The sequence below is a fragment of the Leucobacter sp. GX24907 genome, from assembly GCF_053567335.1.
Genome location: NZ_JBSGPD010000001.1, coordinates 473,343 through 488,263, shown reverse-complemented (window position 1 = coordinate 488,263; position 14,921 = coordinate 473,343). Strand labels below are relative to the sequence as shown.

At 65.7% G+C, this 14,921-nt stretch carries 14 protein-coding genes; 7 read left to right on the top strand and 7 right to left on the bottom strand.

Annotated features, from left to right (window positions below; all coding sequences use genetic code 11):
- The first annotated feature begins 57 nt into the window (after positions 1-57).
- The 5 genes from ACUYV6_RS02325 (at position 58) to ACUYV6_RS02305 (ending at position 5,594) form a co-directional block, all read left to right on the top strand.
- Positions 58-1,539 (top strand): GntR family transcriptional regulator, encoded by a 1,482-nt coding sequence (locus tag ACUYV6_RS02325; protein WP_449277028.1) that lies wholly within the window; start codon positions 58-60, stop codon positions 1,537-1,539.
- A gap of 273 nt (positions 1,540-1,812) precedes the next feature.
- Positions 1,813-4,221, top strand: coding sequence for a DHA2 family efflux MFS transporter permease subunit (locus ACUYV6_RS02320; protein ID WP_449277027.1), 2,409 nt, complete (start codon positions 1,813-1,815; stop codon positions 4,219-4,221).
- Between the two features lie 240 nt (positions 4,222-4,461).
- Positions 4,462-4,686, top strand: coding sequence for a type II toxin-antitoxin system RelB family antitoxin (gene relB / locus ACUYV6_RS02315; protein WP_449277026.1), 225 nt, complete (start codon positions 4,462-4,464; stop codon positions 4,684-4,686).
- Positions 4,687-4,950, top strand: a complete 264-nt coding sequence (locus ACUYV6_RS02310; RefSeq protein WP_449277025.1) for a type II toxin-antitoxin system RelE family toxin — start codon at positions 4,687-4,689, stop codon at positions 4,948-4,950.
- A 116-nt stretch (positions 4,951-5,066) separates the two neighbouring features.
- Positions 5,067-5,594 carry a GNAT family N-acetyltransferase gene (locus ACUYV6_RS02305; protein ID WP_449277024.1) on the top strand — a complete coding sequence of 176 codons (528 nt, stop codon included), beginning with the start codon at positions 5,067-5,069 and terminating at the stop codon, positions 5,592-5,594.
- Here ACUYV6_RS02305 and ACUYV6_RS02300 read toward each other — a convergent pair.
- Positions 5,578-6,759, bottom strand: a complete 1,182-nt coding sequence (locus ACUYV6_RS02300; protein ID WP_449277146.1) for a calcium:proton antiporter — start codon at positions 6,757-6,759, stop codon at positions 5,578-5,580. The two genes, ACUYV6_RS02305 and ACUYV6_RS02300, sit on opposite strands and share 17 nt — an antisense overlap.
- A gap of 158 nt (positions 6,760-6,917) precedes the next feature.
- Between ACUYV6_RS02300 and ACUYV6_RS02295 the strand changes: the two genes are divergently transcribed.
- A complete protein-coding gene (locus tag ACUYV6_RS02295; protein WP_449277023.1) occupies positions 6,918-7,799 on the top strand; it encodes an alpha/beta fold hydrolase in 882 nt (293 codons plus the stop codon).
- Positions 7,800-7,818: 19 nt separating this feature from the next.
- Here the strand turns inward: ACUYV6_RS02295 and ACUYV6_RS02290 are convergent, their stop codons facing one another.
- Genes ACUYV6_RS02290 through ACUYV6_RS02280 form a run of 3 tightly spaced genes read right to left on the bottom strand, consistent with a single transcriptional unit; the run spans position 7,819 to position 11,503 of the window.
- On the bottom strand, positions 7,819-9,276 hold the full coding sequence (locus ACUYV6_RS02290; protein ID WP_449277022.1) for an MFS transporter: 1,458 nt from the start codon (positions 9,274-9,276) through the stop codon (positions 7,819-7,821).
- Positions 9,276-10,148 (bottom strand): molybdenum cofactor guanylyltransferase, encoded by an 873-nt coding sequence (mobA, locus tag ACUYV6_RS02285; RefSeq protein WP_449277021.1) that lies wholly within the window; start codon positions 10,146-10,148, stop codon positions 9,276-9,278. The genes ACUYV6_RS02290 and mobA overlap by 1 nt, the downstream gene beginning before the upstream one ends.
- Positions 10,145-11,503, bottom strand: coding sequence for a molybdopterin molybdotransferase MoeA (locus ACUYV6_RS02280; RefSeq protein WP_449277020.1), 1,359 nt, complete (start codon positions 11,501-11,503; stop codon positions 10,145-10,147). The genes mobA and ACUYV6_RS02280 overlap by 4 nt, the downstream gene beginning before the upstream one ends.
- A 54-nt stretch (positions 11,504-11,557) precedes the next feature.
- Between ACUYV6_RS02280 and fdhD the strand changes: the two genes are divergently transcribed.
- On the top strand, positions 11,558-12,430 hold the full coding sequence (fdhD, locus tag ACUYV6_RS02275) for a formate dehydrogenase accessory sulfurtransferase FdhD (protein ID WP_449277019.1): 873 nt from the start codon (positions 11,558-11,560) through the stop codon (positions 12,428-12,430).
- A 106-nt stretch (positions 12,431-12,536) separates the two neighbouring features.
- On the opposite strand, the gene fmdA is transcribed toward fdhD, so the two are convergent.
- The 3 genes from fmdA to ACUYV6_RS02260 form a co-directional block, all read right to left on the bottom strand.
- Positions 12,537-13,790 (bottom strand): formamidase, encoded by a 1,254-nt coding sequence (gene fmdA, locus ACUYV6_RS02270; protein ID WP_449277018.1) that lies wholly within the window; start codon positions 13,788-13,790, stop codon positions 12,537-12,539.
- Positions 13,791-13,851: 61 nt separating this feature from the next.
- Positions 13,852-14,139 (bottom strand): zinc ribbon domain-containing protein, encoded by a 288-nt coding sequence (locus tag ACUYV6_RS02265; protein WP_449277017.1) that lies wholly within the window; start codon positions 14,137-14,139, stop codon positions 13,852-13,854.
- The gene (locus tag ACUYV6_RS02260) at positions 14,140-14,766 is read right to left on the bottom strand and encodes an AmiS/UreI family transporter (protein WP_449277016.1); all 627 of its coding nucleotides are present in this window, start codon (positions 14,764-14,766) and stop codon (positions 14,140-14,142) included.
- Between the last annotated feature and the right edge of the window lie 155 nt (positions 14,767-14,921).

Sequence of the window (14,921 nt, the reverse complement as noted above, 5' to 3'; positions counted from 1 at the left end):
GAAACCTCGCAGTGTGACCGACAAGCCTGACTGACAATGAGCAGGAGCCCAAAGATCGTGAACCAGAGTCCCGATAGCACGACAGCGGCACACCCCGCGCTGCCTTCGAACGAGGCCCCAGAGCGCGTCCTCTTCAGGAGAATTCAGACCATCAATGTTCCGTCGATGGTCGCGCGACGACTTCGCAGCGCCATCGGTCTTGGCCTCATCGCAGACGACGAGAAACTCCCCAAGGAAGCGACGCTCGCAGCACAGCTCGGAATCTCCACCTCTGCACTTCGCGAGGGACTCGGGAAACTGCGTGATGAAGGCCTCATCGTAACTCGCCCGGGCAAGAACGGCGGGAGCTTCGTTCAATCGCCAGCCGAGTCGACTTTCATTGCCGAAGAAGCGCTCACGAGTCTCTCAGCCGCCGAATTGAGAGACCTTGGCGACTGGCGCGAGATGTTGGCGGCACGATCAGCTTCGCTCGCCGCAGTCCGCTCCTCGGAACGAACCGCCGATCGACTGCGATCCTTCGCAGACGCGCTCCTCAAGGCAACCACGCTCCGAACTGCGATTCGAGCGCTGAGCAACTTCCACACCGAGCTCGCACTGGGCGCTCAGTCGATGCGACTCAGCACCGCCCAGTTCACCATGTACGAGGAGTACGACTGGCTCACGAGCGTCCTCCTCACAGAGACCTCCCATCGGCAGCATCTCGCAGGAATGATGCGCGGAATCGCAAGCGCGGTTCGTCAAACAAACGTGGAGCAAGCTCGAACGCTCAGCAGTGACATGGTTTCGTTCCTCACAACGCAATTGACCCGAAAGCGACTGAGGCTGCTCTCCGAGGTCCACCAGACCCGACGCCCGGATTCCGGGGATCCGATCGCAGAACTTGCGACCGCCCTGAACACGCTCTGTCACCACGTTCTGGATCTTCTCTCCGAGATGAGCACAGAACTCAGCTCGACGTTGACCCCCGAATCCAGCGAGAAGGAGATCCACAGTCTCCTCTCCAGACTGATCCTCTCTCAACCGGGCCGCACCGACCCAACCGTGTTCGGCCTGTGCTTCCTCGCAGAACCGGGCTTCCTCACGCAGCACCACTACTTGATGTCGAACTGGGAACGCAACGAGAAGTGGGCCTTCGAGCTCGACGAGCATCACGTACTCGACACTCAGAGCGAAGAGTTCTACGACTACCCCAACCTCGAGTCCTTCGCACTCCCCCGACAACACCACGTCGCCATCGCAGCGGGACCGTACATCGATCAGGGCGGCGTAGATGACTACCTCATCACTTTTGGCCTCCCCGTACTGTCGCATGGCGACTTCATCGGCGGCACTTCCGCCGATATCCGCGTAGTAGACCTTGAGCGACTTCTCGCCCCTGTGCTCGTGAGCACCGAAGCGCCGCTACTCGTCGTCAGCAACCAATCGCGCATCATCCTGTCGAATACCCCCGCGCACGCCGTGGGCAACATGCTGCATGATCTCGATGACTTCCGCGTCACCGACCTGGGCTTCTTCGGATGGCGTATCGCATCTCGCTGACCCCGAGGCTTCGGTCACTTCTCGGAGCCGAAGATCGCCCACGCTGAAAGGTGGCTGAAACTACACCCGGAAGTTAGTTGACTTTGATCAACGATGTACTTATAGTTGATCCTCGTCAACCAATATGGAGTGCCGCGATTCACCGCATCGCGACCCCGAGCGGTCAGCCCGAGGCCGGTTCGATCCCGGGTACGGCGCCGCCCGGTGTCGCCCGGCATCGCTTCCCCGGCCTCCAACCGCACCCCAGCTTCCACTAGAAGGATCTGTCGCCCCATGGCACAAACCACCACCCAATCGAGCGGGCCGGCCCTGCTCGAAGGCCGCGCGAAGAACCTCGCGCTCGCAGGCCTCTTCCTCGCGAACTTCGTCTCGATGCTTGCGATGAACGTGGTCGGCACCTCGATGCCGATCATCATCGCCGACATCGGCGGCACCCAGGCCGCGTTCACGTGGGTCGTCACCGCGACCATGCTCGCGAGCGCGATCTCGACCCCCATCTGGGGCAAGCTCGCCGACCTCACCAGCAAGAAGGCCCTGCTGCAGATCAGCCTCACGGTGTTCATCATTGCCTCTGCAATGGCCGGCTTCGCCCAAGATCCCAGCTGGCTCATCACCTGCCGCGTATTCCAGGGCATCGGCGTGGGCGGCCTCGGTGCACTCGCGCAGATCGTGCTCGCCGAGATCATCAGTCCCCTCGAGCGCGGCAAGTACATGGGCATTCTCGGCGCCGTCATGGCCGTTGCAACCGTGGGCGGCCCGCTGCTCGGCGGCCTCTTCACCGACACGATCGGCTGGCGCTGGAACTTCTACGTCGCCGCACCCATCGCGATCATCGCGATCATCATGCTGCAGCGCACGCTGCACCTGCCGGTACGCAAGCAGAAGATCAAGATCGACTACTGGGGCACCGCCCTCATCTCGCTCGGCTTCTCGAGCCTGCTCATCTGGGTGACTCTCGCCGGATCCAACTTCGCCTGGTGGTCATGGCAGACCGTTGCCATGGTCGGCGGAGGTGTCGCCGCGCTGGTGATCGCCGTGTTCGTCGAGATGAAGGTCGAAGAACCGCTGATCCCGATGACGCTCTTCAAGAACCGCACCTTCACCATGGCGTCGATCGCATCGATCGCCGTCGGTCTCGCAATGATGGGCACGATGGTGTTCCTCGGACAGTACATGCAGCTCGCGCGCGGGCGCTCCGTGATCGAGTCGAGCCTGCTCTCGCTGCCGATGATGGGCGGCGTGCTGCTCTCTTCGGCGATCGTCGGGCAGATCATCACCCGCACCGGCAAGTGGAAGCGCTACGTGGTGGCGGGCGCGATCGCACTGCTCGCGGGCCTCGTGATGATGGGCCAGCTGCGCTACGACACCAATTACTGGTTCGTCGGCGTCTCCATGGCCGTCGTCGGCGCGGGCGTCGGCATGACCATGCAGAACCTGGTGCTGGTCGTGCAGAACACGGTCGCCCCGACCCAGCTGGGGGCCTCGAGCGCGGCCGTCACGTTCTTCCGCACGATCGGCGGCACCGCCGGCATCTCGGTGATGGGCACGATCCTCGCCCACGAGGTCGCCGACTACTTCAAGGAGGGCTTCACGAAGCTCGCCGCGACGCTGCAGCAGAACCCCGATCCGGCTGTGATCGCCGACCTGCAGCGCATGCAGCAGAGCAGCGCGATCCCGAAGATCGCCGATCTCACGGCTCCCGTGCGCGAGGTCGTCGAGGCCTCCTACGGTCACGCGATCGGCAACATCTTCCTCGCTGCCGCACCCGTCGCGCTCGTAGCCCTCATCGCCATCATTTTCCTGCCGAACATTCCGCTGAGCAACAAGAGCAACGCCGAACGCATCGCCGAGCTGCAGAACGGAGAGGACGGAGAGCCGGGCGTCACCCTCCCCTCCACGCCGCGGGTGCTCGTGGATGCGACGGGGCCGATCCTGCTCCCGGTGCAGCACCGCGAGCAGTCGGAGGGCGGGCCCTCCGACGACCATCGGGGGCCGTCAGGGGCAACCCCGCCCAAGCCGCCTCGTCAAGCACAGCGGCGCCCAGCTCGAGCACGCCCCGGCCAACGGGCGACACACGCTAGGGTCACAGACATGGAAGAGCAGGATCCCCGCCCCGCCGGCAGCGCCGCGTCGAGCGACGGGAGCACCGGCGCGGGCGGCCTGAGCGGCAGCGCGACCAGTTCCGGATCATCCGCCGAGCGCGATGCCACGGTCAGCGACATCATCGCCGAGTTCTCGCAAGTGTTCGCCTTCGCCCGCACCCGCTGGTCGCGCTACGCGGAAGAGGTGCACCCCGAACTCAAAGGTGTGGGAATGATGGTGCTGCAGGTGATCCTGCGCAAAGGACCGATCACCGCGACCGCGCTCTCGCAAATGCTCGACATGGACAAGGCGGTGGTGAGCCGCCAGGTCTCGAAGCTGCGGCAGCTCGAACTCATCGAGGCGAAGGCTTCCGATGAGGATCGCAGGGTCACTCTCCTGCGATCAAGTGAATCGGCCCAGCACACCATTGATCGGCTGCACGCCGAGAACGCCGACGCCTACTCCGAACGTTTCGCCGAGTGGAGCGTCGACGAGCTCGAAACCCTGCGCGCCGGCCTGCACCGCTTCAACCAGAGCTCGCCAGAGCCAGCCGACACCCCCTCGCAGCGCTGCACTCGGACGCACGAACGCAGCGAGTAGGTGGCGCTGTCGCCGCCTCAAATAGGTGCCGCCGCACCTCGTTCCAACGACCGCACCTCTTGATCACCGCACGCAAGGGGTGCGCTCACAAGCTAGAGGTGCACCCGCGGCTGGCACAGGTAATCAAGGCCGCAGTTTCCAAGCCTGCGCTCGACCGGAAGACAACTACCGAAGGCCTATCTAAAGCCCACTAGTGTCCCTACACGCCAATCGTGTTACGCTGTAACACAGGAGGAGCTCATGGCTACGACAACCGTCACCCTGCGTCTCGCGGAATCCGAGAAGCAGGTGCTTGCCGACTACGCAAAGACCTTCGGCATGAGCATTTCTGAATTCGTACGCACCGCGGCCCTCTCACGCATCGAAGATGAGCTCGATCTGGTCGCCTGGGAAGACGCGAAGCGCGAATTTGACGCGAACCCCAAGACGTTGTCCGCCGATGAGGTCGCGGCCAAGTACCTGTAGATGTGGCGTCTCCTCTACTCTCAGCGAGCCGATAAGCAGCTCAGCAAGCTCGATCCAGGCGTTCGCCGAGTTATCGTTGCCTGGCTGAACAAGAACATCGACGGCTGCGACAACCCACGCTCACAGGGCAAGGGCCTCACCGCTGGACTGTCAGGCAAGTGGCGTTACCGCATAGGCGATTATCGCGTGCTCTGCGAGATTCGTGATTCTGAGCTTGTGGTGCTCGCAATCGAGGTCGGGCATCGGCGCGACATCTACAAATGAACTTGATATCAGTTAAGCGATCCCGAACCAGTCGGGTGCTGCATCAGGGCACTGGCGCAGCCTCCCGACGAAGCTGCGGAGTCCGCAGACAGGCATACGGGGCATAGAATCGGCCTATGCACCAAGGGGCCACGCTGTTGAGTCTGCGAGCCTGCCGCGGACCGGAGGAGTACGCAGCACTCATTGAGATCTGGCGCAGCGCGGTCCGAGCCACCCACGATTTCCTGCACGAATCCGATTTCGATCGAATCGAATCCCAGCTTGCATCCGACTACTTTCCCGCGGTGACGCTCACTCTCGCTGAGAAGGACGGGCAACGAGTCGGGTTCGCAGGAGTGCTTGACGACACCCTGGAGATGTTGTTCGTCTCTGATGCAGTCCGCGGCGAGGGGATCGGCTCAGCGCTTCTCTCTGAGGTCGTCGAGAACCAGGCCGTCTCGAAGGTGGATGTGAACGAGCAGAACAGCGGAGCTCTCGGCTTCTATCTCAGTCAGGGCTTCACACAGATCGGTCGTAGCGAGCTCGACGGGGATGGCCGACCGTACCCGACCATTCACATGACGCTTCAGACCGCTCGCTCCGCGCACGGCGCACCGCGACTTCAGCATTGGAAGCTCAGGCGACGCGTTATGAGAACACGCTGAGTCCGTAGAGCACGAACACGAAGAGATGCGCGGCCCCGTGGAGTGCGGTGACGCGGCGGGCGCTGAAGGTGGTCAGGCTCAGCAGCACGCTCACCCCGAGCAGGAGCAGGTTCACCGGGCTCTCGGCGAGGACCACGGTCTGCCCGGTGAACAGCCCGATCGCGAGCACGACAGGCAGCGTGAGCCCCACGCACGATACGAGAGCGCCGTGAGCGAGGTTCGTCACCCTCTGCGCTTCACCCATCCACGCGGCCCTCACCGTGGTGATCGCTTCGGGCAAGAACACGATCATCGCGATGATGATGCCCGAGAGCGCGACCGGAGCGCCCAGACGATCGAGGCCGTCATCGAGGAACACGGCCATGTCGTGCGAGAGCAGCACAATCGGCGTGACCGTCACGAGCAAGATCAGCACTCGTATGAGCACTTCCGAACGGTGCTCTCTCAGCACGATCCGAATGCCGGGCCGAACATCCGAGGTACCGGTCGTGGGTGCAGAGGTTGTGACCTCCTGGAAGTCGGTGTTCTGCGCCCCGGTTTGCCGGTAGAGGAAGAAGCCGTAGAGCAGGATCGTCAGGATGATGATCGGCACGGCTTGACCGGTCGTATACGCGCCGCCCTCGCCGATGACGGCAGGGAACGCGAACGCAACAGCGATGAGCACGACCAGGAGGGAGAGGTACGCGGAGATCCCGGTGCGATTGACGCGCAGATTGCTGTGCCGAAGGCCGCCGACGAGGAGAGCCGCACCGATCACGAGGGTGAGGACGATCATCGTGGCCGCCATGACCGAGTCGCGGGCGATGGTGGCATGCTCACCGGGGCCGAGCATTACGGCAGAGATGAGGATCACCTCGATGAGCACGATCGAGAGCGTGAGCACGAGAGTCCCGTAGGGGTCGCCGAGCCGATGCGCGAGGCGCTCGGCCTGGGTGACGACACCGCCGGCGCAGACGATGATGACCGCCACGATCGCAGCAAGCACGAGGAACAGCACTGGGGTGGGCAAGTGCCCGGCAAGGAGCTTCTGGCTGAGGAGCAGGGCGAGGAATGCGACCCAGCCGAGCACGATTCGGAAGATCGCCGTCGGCGTGAGAATGGTCCGGAAAGTAGACGTGTGTGTCACGGAAGTGACCTGTTCTGCAGGGTCGTCCCGGCTCGTGATTCTCGTCGCGCGGGTCGTCCCGGCGGCGCTTTCCAACTCTCCGATTCTATCCTGCAGCTCGGTGACGTGCGATCCGGCACACGAGCGCGGCGTCCGCGGAGAGGTCGGCGACGAGGTCCAGCCAGCCGGGCGCCCTCCGTTCCGGGCAGAATGGGATTATGAGCATCCTCAATCTCTCTTTGCCCGGCGCGTTCGCCGACAATGAGGATCTGCCCGAACCGGAGCACAGCACCTACTCCAAAGACGGGACCGAGTTGCGGCTCTTCCGCTGGGAACAGGCGGAAAAGGCTCAAGCGGAGGACGAAGCATCGGCAGCGCTCGAAACACCGACGGCCGGCGAAGTACCGGCACCCGAAGCCGCCGTCGACCCCATCCTGCTCGTACACGGCATCGGTATGGGTCACGCCGTGTACGACCGCTTCATCGCCATCTTGCAAGATCACCGCGACGTCATCGCCGTCGACCTCCCGGGCTTCGGCGACTCCCCCGCCCCTGAGCAGGCCCACTCGATTCCTGAGACCGCCGACTTCTTGGCAGAAGCACTACGCGCACAGGGCGTCCGCAGCATCGTCGCTGCCGGACACTCGATGGGAGCTCAGGTGGTCGCAGAGCTCTCGGCACGTCACCCAGATCTCGTCTCGCGAACCGTGCTCATCGCGCCCACGGTGAATGCCGCCGAACGCGGATTCGGCATCCAAGCGCTGCGCATGATCGAGGACTTCCTGCGCGGCAAGACCGTCGGAGTCATGCTCAAGGGTGCGGTGGCCTACGCCAGAACGGGTCCGCTCTGGTTCGCGAAGAAGCTGCGCCCCACACTCGAACACCGCATGGAGCGCGTGCTGCCGAGGATCACGCAGCCGACGCTCGTGCTCTGCGGCAGTCAGGATTCCCTGTGCCCGCGACCCTGGATCGTACGCGTCACCTCGTTGCTCGCCGATGGGCAACTGCGGGTGCTCACCGAACGCGGGCATGAGGCGCTCATCTCCTCCGGCGAACCGGCCGCAGACATTGTCTTGGACTGGTTGGAAGAGGTTCGGTGAATCCGGGTGATCTGCACGATCAGGGGCGAGGATCGGCCTCTCGAATACTCGCACGAGGTTCTTCGGTCGGGCCCCGCGGAATGAAGAATGTCAGCACGGTTGCGGACACGGCTGCGGCGAGCGCGATCCAGAAGCACGCGATGAACGCCTCCTGCGTCGGCACCACCTCGTCACCATGCGTGACGCTCATTGCAGCGAGCACTCCGCCGCCCACCGCCGCCGCACTCGACGTGCCTACGGCGCGGAAGAGCGCGTTGAGTCCGTTCGAGACCCCGGTCTCGTTCACGGGCACCGACCGCATGATGATCATGGGCATTGCGGCATACGCGAAGGCGATCCCGACCCCGATCACCGCGTTGGCGAACACGATGTGCCACACCTCGCTCGACCAGAACAGTACGAACGCGTAGGCGAGCACGATCGCCGCGGTGCCGATCGTGAAGAGCGGGCGCGGCCCGACGGTTCGTTCGAGCAGCCCTGACAGCGGAGAGAGCAGCATCATGATGACTCCGGCAGGCATGATGCAGATGGCGGCCTGAATCATCGTGAGCCCGAACCCGGTACCCGTTGCGCTCGGAAGCTCGAGCATCTGCGGGAAGGTGACGTTCGAGGCGAACAGCGCGAACCCCATGCCGATCGCCGCGAGATTCGTGAGCAGCACCGGGCGTCTCGCCGCGACTCGCAGGTCGACGAGCGGATCGCGCGTGCGCAGCTGGTAGAAGCCCCACAGCAGCAGGACCGCCACTCCACCGACTCCGCTCATGAGGGCGATAGGGGATCCCCACCCCCAATCAGCCCCTCGCGACACATAGAGCAGCAGACCTGTGAGGCCCAGCGCCAGTCCGATCACACCGAGCACATCGAGCCGCCCGGGCCAGCGCAGCGTGTCTTCGGGCACGACCACGAGAACGGCGACGATGCAGCTGGCGCCGAGCGCGGCGGACATCCAGAAGAGCGCGTGCCAGTCTGCGGTCTGCGCGATGTATGCCGCGAGCGGCATGCCGACGGCGCCGCCGACTCCCATCGTCGCGCTCATGAGGGCGACCGCGGTGCCGAGCCGCTCGGGTGGCAGCACGTCTCGCATGATCGCAATGCCCAGCGGAATCACCCCGGTCGCGACGCCCTGCAGCCCACGACCGACGATGACGGTCACCACCGAAGTCGACAGTGCCGCGATGACCGAGCCGATGATCAGTCCGACGAGCAGGGCGACGACCACGCGGCGCTTGCCATACATGTCGCCGAGGCGACCCGAGATCGGCGTCGCGATCGCCGAGACGAGCAGCGTACTCGTGACCACCCAGGAGGTCTCTTCTCGGGACGCGTCGAGCAGTGCGGGGAGCTCGGCCTGCAGCGGAACCACGAGCGTGAACATGAACGCCGCACTCAACCCGGCGAAGGCGAGTGCGATGACGATCGCCCAGTTCGGGGCGCGGCGAGTGAGCCTCCGTCTTGCTCTCTCGTCGCCCCTGTCCATTACTGGGAGTCTATCGGGCGCGTCGCCCCCGTCCAGTCGGCCCGCGATCTCGCCCGTTCCAGGTCTTCGGGAGTATCGATGTCGGCGACGACGTCGTCCGATGCGGTCACCTCGGCGACAGTGGCCTGCCCGAATGCGACTCGGAGCGGAAAGTTCGCGAGCACGCTGCCGACCGGCTCTGCAGCGGGCTCTGCCGGTTGCTGAGCTGCAGGCGCTTCAGATATTGGCGGTTGAGATGCAGGATCGCGGCCCGCCTCGACTGCGGCGGCGATCCCGCGCCGTAGCGCCTGTGTCCGATAGATGCCGGCGAGCCACTGCGGGCGACCGTCGCCATCGACCAGTCGCACACCATCGCACGGCGCATGGGCGTCCGCTTCATCGCGTGCATGATCCTGTTCTGCATCGCCCACCTCGTCGTGAGCACCACCCAGCGCCGCTCCACGCCAGGCGGTATGCAGACGGGCGCACAGTCGATCCGGATCCTCAAGATCGCACGGAAGCAGCATCAGCCATTCCGCACGCACCTCCGTGAGCCCCGCGGCGAGCGCCGGCAGAGGGCCACCGAAAGGAGGATCCTCACGGAGCACCGCATCAGGACGCGCCTCCCAGTCAGGCGCACGCTCGGGCCCGACCACGACGACCCGCCGCGCCCCGCAGCGACGAGCGGCGGCGACCACTCGATCCAGCAGCCTCGCGCCACCGAGCTCGACCGACGCCTTGTCGATGCCGCCGAGCCGCGAACCCCGCCCGCCCGCCAAGATCACCGCGTCGAACGCCGCGGTGCTGTTGGGCCCGAGGTTGTTCGCCACGGTGTTGTTCGGCCCGAGGTTGTTCGGCCCGAGGTTGTTCGGCGCGTGTCCGGTGTCGCTCATGCGGTGCCCGTCAGGATGACCGTCACGCGGTCGCCCGCCCGCACGTCACCGCGCCCCGGTGGAACGAGCGCGTAGCCGTCGGCAGTTCCATGACCGCCGACCGCATGCGAGACGCCGCTCGGGTCGACCGACGGACGGCAATCGAGCTCGCCGTCGGCGCGTTCGCCGACGCGCACCGGCAGCACCTGCAGCAAGTGCGGCTTGCCGCGCCAGCCGACCTCCGCGATCGCCGGGAGACGGGGCCGATGCAGCCGCAAGGCCCCCTGCATGGCGAGCAGCCCGGGTCGCACGAACATCTCGAACGCTGCAGCCGCTGCGACCGGGTTGCCCGGCAGCGCGAAGATGAACGCTCCTCCCGCCTCCAGGCGACCTGCGCACTGCAGCTGCCCCGGCCGCATCGCAACGCGCACGTACCGCACCTCGGGTTCGGCATCGAGCGCGATGCGCGCGATGTCGTGGCGTCCCGGGCCCACCCCGCCGGTCGTGACGATGACGTCGCTGCGCTCCGACAGCTCGGCGAGCAGTGCGCTCAATGCCACGGCGTCGTCTGTGCAGCGCGCGACCTCGATCCGTTCGATGCCGGCCTCGCGCAGCAGACCGGCGAGCAGCTGCGTGTTCGACTCCGCGATCTGTCCGCGCTCGAGATGCTCGCCGGCGGGTCGCAGTTCGGATCCGGTCGTCACGACAGCGACGCGAGGAGGCCTGCGCACGAGCGCCCGTTCGACGCCCGCGGCGGCGAGCGCGGCAAGGCGCACCGCACCGATTCGCTCACCGGCGCCGGCGATGGGGGATCCTGCGGGCGTGTCTTCACCCTGCCGCCGAATGTTCGCACCGACCGCAACCGCTTCCGCGATACCGACGAGGCTCTCGGCCCAGACGCCGCGCTCGGCGGCGGCACTGGTACTGGCGACGGCGGCACCGGTCCCCGCCTCAGCACCGTCGAGCCGCAGTGTCCGCTCCACCGGCACGACGGTGTCTGCCGCGCTCGGCACCGGGGCGCCCGTCATGATGCGCACGGCGCATCCGCTCGGAATCTGCGGATCCTCGGAGCTCCCCGCGGCGACCTCACCGACGAGCCGCAGCACGACAGGGGCATCCGGTCGGGCCGCCTGGATGTCAGCGCTGCGCACGGCGTAGCCGTCCATCGCGGAGTTGTCCCAGAGGGGCAGGTCGTGCCGCGAGAGGAGATCCTCAGCAGCGATCGCACCGAGCGCACCCGGGTCGGCGCCTGCAGCCGTACCCGTGCCCGTGCCCGTTTCCAGGCTTGTGCCGGTGATGTCGAGCGCGCACTCGACGGGCTCGACCAGCGGCACGTGCTCGAGGATCCACGCCAGGTGATCCTCGACGCTGATCATGCTCTCCATCCTTCGATCTTGCCCTGAATCGGTGCGCAGTGCTATCCAAGGGGTATGTCACGTATCGCTGCCCGCCGCCGCGTCACCCGCATCACGGTGGGCGAACGCCGATCTTCTCGATCCGATTACCTCTCTGCCGAGGAGCCGCTCGAGATTCGCGTGCAGGGTCGATCGCTCGCGGTGACCATGCGCACGCCGGGCCACGACTTCGAGTTGGCGGCCGGATTCCTCGTGTCGGAGGGCGTCATCGCCGCCCCCGAGGACTTCTCGCGGGCGATGTACTGTGCGGGTGCGGTCGTCGACGACACGAATACGTACAACATCCTCGACGTGGTGCTCGGGCCGGGAGTCGCACCGCCCGATCCGAGCCTCGAGCGCAACTTCTACACGACGAGCTCATGCGGACTCTGCGGCAAGGCGAGCATCGATGCGGTGCGCACGACCTCGCGCTTCGCAGTCGACGAGGATCCCCTCACGATCGACGCCGCAGTGCTGGCTGAGTTTCCCGACAAGCTGCGCGCCGCCCAAGAAGTGTTCGAGCGCACCGGCGGCCTGCACGCGGCGGCCCTGTTCGACGGGTCGACCGGCAAGATGCTCGTGCTGCGCGAGGACGTCGGCCGGCACAACGCGGTCGACAAGGTCGTCGGGTGGGCGCTGCAGAACGGACGGCTGCCCGGTCGCGGCTGCGTGCTGATGGTCTCGGGGCGGGCGAGCTTCGAGCTCATGCAGAAGGCGCTGATGGCGGGGATCCCGATGCTCGCCGCGATCTCGGCGCCATCGTCGCTCGCTGCCGACCTCGCGAACGAAGTCGGCCAGACGCTCGTCGGATTCCTGCGCGGGCAGTCGATGGTCGTCTACAGTCGCGCCGACCGGGTGGTGGATGCCGCGCTCGAGGCGGCACGCGCCGAAACGGCAGACACCCGCTGACGCCCCGTCGACACAGGCTTGACGCACGCTGACGCGAACTGCGATGGTCACACGTGACGATCGCAGTTCGCGTCAGAGGTGGTTAGAGGCTCCTACCTCACCTTCCTCACGCGGCCGCGCGAGGCGCCCCGATTCCGGGATCGATCTGCACCGGGCCGCTGGCCTGCGGCCTGATGTCGAAGTCGAAGATCGCCGTCGGGAGGTAGACCGTCGAGCACGAGTTCGGGATGTCGACGACGCCCGAGAGGCGGCCTTCGATCGGTGCGGCACCGAGCAGCAGATACGCCTGCTCGGGGCTGTAGCCGAACTTCGACAGGTAGTCGATGGCGTGCAGGCAAGCCCGCTGGTACGAGAGGTGCGAGTCGAGGTAGCGCTGCTCGCCCTCAAGCGTCACCGAGGTGCCCGAGAAGGCCAGCCACTCGCTGTACTGCGGCTCGACGTTGCCCGGCATGAAGATCGCGTTCTCCGAGACGCCGTAGGTCTCCATGCCGCCCGAGATGATGTCGACGCGCAGATCGATGAAGCCGCCCATCTCGATGCCGCCGCAGAACGTGATCTCACCGTCGCCCTGCGAGAAGTGCAGATCGCCGACCGAGAGGTTCGCCCCGTCCACGAACACGGGGTAGAAGATGCGCGTGCCCTTGCTCAGATTCTTGATGTCTTGATTACCTCCGTTCTCACGAGGCGGTGCGGTACGCGCGGCCTCGGACCCGACACGCCCCCATTCCGAGCGGTCGAGCCCTCCGAGCACGGCGTGCTCGGCCTCAGGCGGCAGTGCGAGCGGCGGTACCCGATCCGGGTCGGTCGCGATCAGCGCGCCCTCTCGGTGGTTCCACTTCCCCAGCAGTTCGGCGGACGGCGCCGTGCCCATGAGGCCGGGGTGGATGATTCCGGTGAACGAGACGCCGGGCACGTGCCGCGAGGTCGCCGTCTGTCCGTTGAAATCCCAGACCGCCTTGTAGGCGTCCGGGAACTGGTTGGTCAGGAAGCTGCCGCCGTTCTTCTTCGCGAAGATTCCGGTGTAGCCCCAGCCCTGGCCCGCGAGCGGGCCGCTGTCTTCTTGCGGGATCGGCCCGACGTCGAGAATGTCGACGATGATCAGGTCGCCCGGCTTTGCACCCTCGATGCGGAACGGCCCGCTCAGCGTGTGCACGGTGAGCAGCGGAGCGTCGAGGATATCTTGCGCGGAATCGTCGTTCTTGATCGCACCGTCGAACCACTCGCGGCAATCGACGCGGAAGCTGTCACCCGGCTTCACTGTTGCGACCGGCGGAATCTCCGGGTGCCATCGGTTGTGACCGAGCTTCTCCTGCTCGGTGAATCTCTTGTCGGAGTCCAGTTTGAATATGTGTTCAGGCATCGTCGCCCTCCTTCGTTTCGCGGTCGGGGAGGCCGACCGACGGGGTTGTTAGGTCTCGGTTTCAGTTGCGGGGCAGCTTGGCGTGAAGCGGGTTCCGCGTCACCGGCTGGCTCCGCTTCGCACCGGTGCTCGGCAGGCTGCCGACCACTTCGGGTTCGTGAGCGCTGCGCGCACTCCGATCGATCGCGGCGAAGGTCGCCGTGCCAGCCTTCGAGAGGTGCGGCGCAGTGATGAGGCGCCGCGCCACGGCTCCGCAGACGCGGCACTCGCACTCCTGCGGAACATCGGCCATCGTGTAGGTGCCGTCGAAACGGCAGCCTTCGGAGCAGAGGAACGAATAACTGGGCACTCAGGCCTCCTGTCTATCGAGTTCGGGGGCGATTCGGGACTGCTTCGGAGCGCCGAGCACCCAGGAGATCGCGAACAGGATCGCCGCGATCACGGCGCCGATCCAGCCCGCTGCCGCCCCGACCGGGTAGTGCTCGGTGAGCAGCATGAACGCGGGGATCGCACCCGTCGCTATTCCCACCAGCAGGGTGAACCAGCCCGTGCGCCGCTCGAGCTGATCCTTCCCGAGACCGAGCAGCACGAAGAACATGAACCAGAGCACGGCCCACGTGAACCAGATGACGCCGAAGAGCGGGTCGCCTGCCATGGTGAACTGCAGTACCCCATAGACCACTGCACAGCCCGCGACGAACAGCGAGAACCAGCCGAGACCCTCTCCCGACGCGCCGGTCAGCGTGTTCCAGGCGACGTACAGGTAGGTGAACCCGAAGAGATAGAGGCCCGAAGCCCCCAGCACGAGGGCGGGGTCACCGTTGGCCTGGATCAGGATCAGCGTCGGGAAGACGACCTGCATCCCGCCGACGAAGAGGTTCATCGCGGCGGCCGCCTTGCCGGGCACGACACCCAGCAGCATCAGACCGTTGATGAACAGGACCGCTCCCACATAGAGGAGCCCGACGTTGCTCATGGCTGAATCCCGCTCCTTCGCGCGAATCTCGGAGTACGGCTCGCCGCCGTCCCGGCCGCCCGGCTGGACCTGAAGGTCTCGTCGAGGAGGCCTGTGCCTAGTACACGCCAGCTTGAGTGCCGCTTCAACTGAGGAAAGGACTCAACTTTTCACCT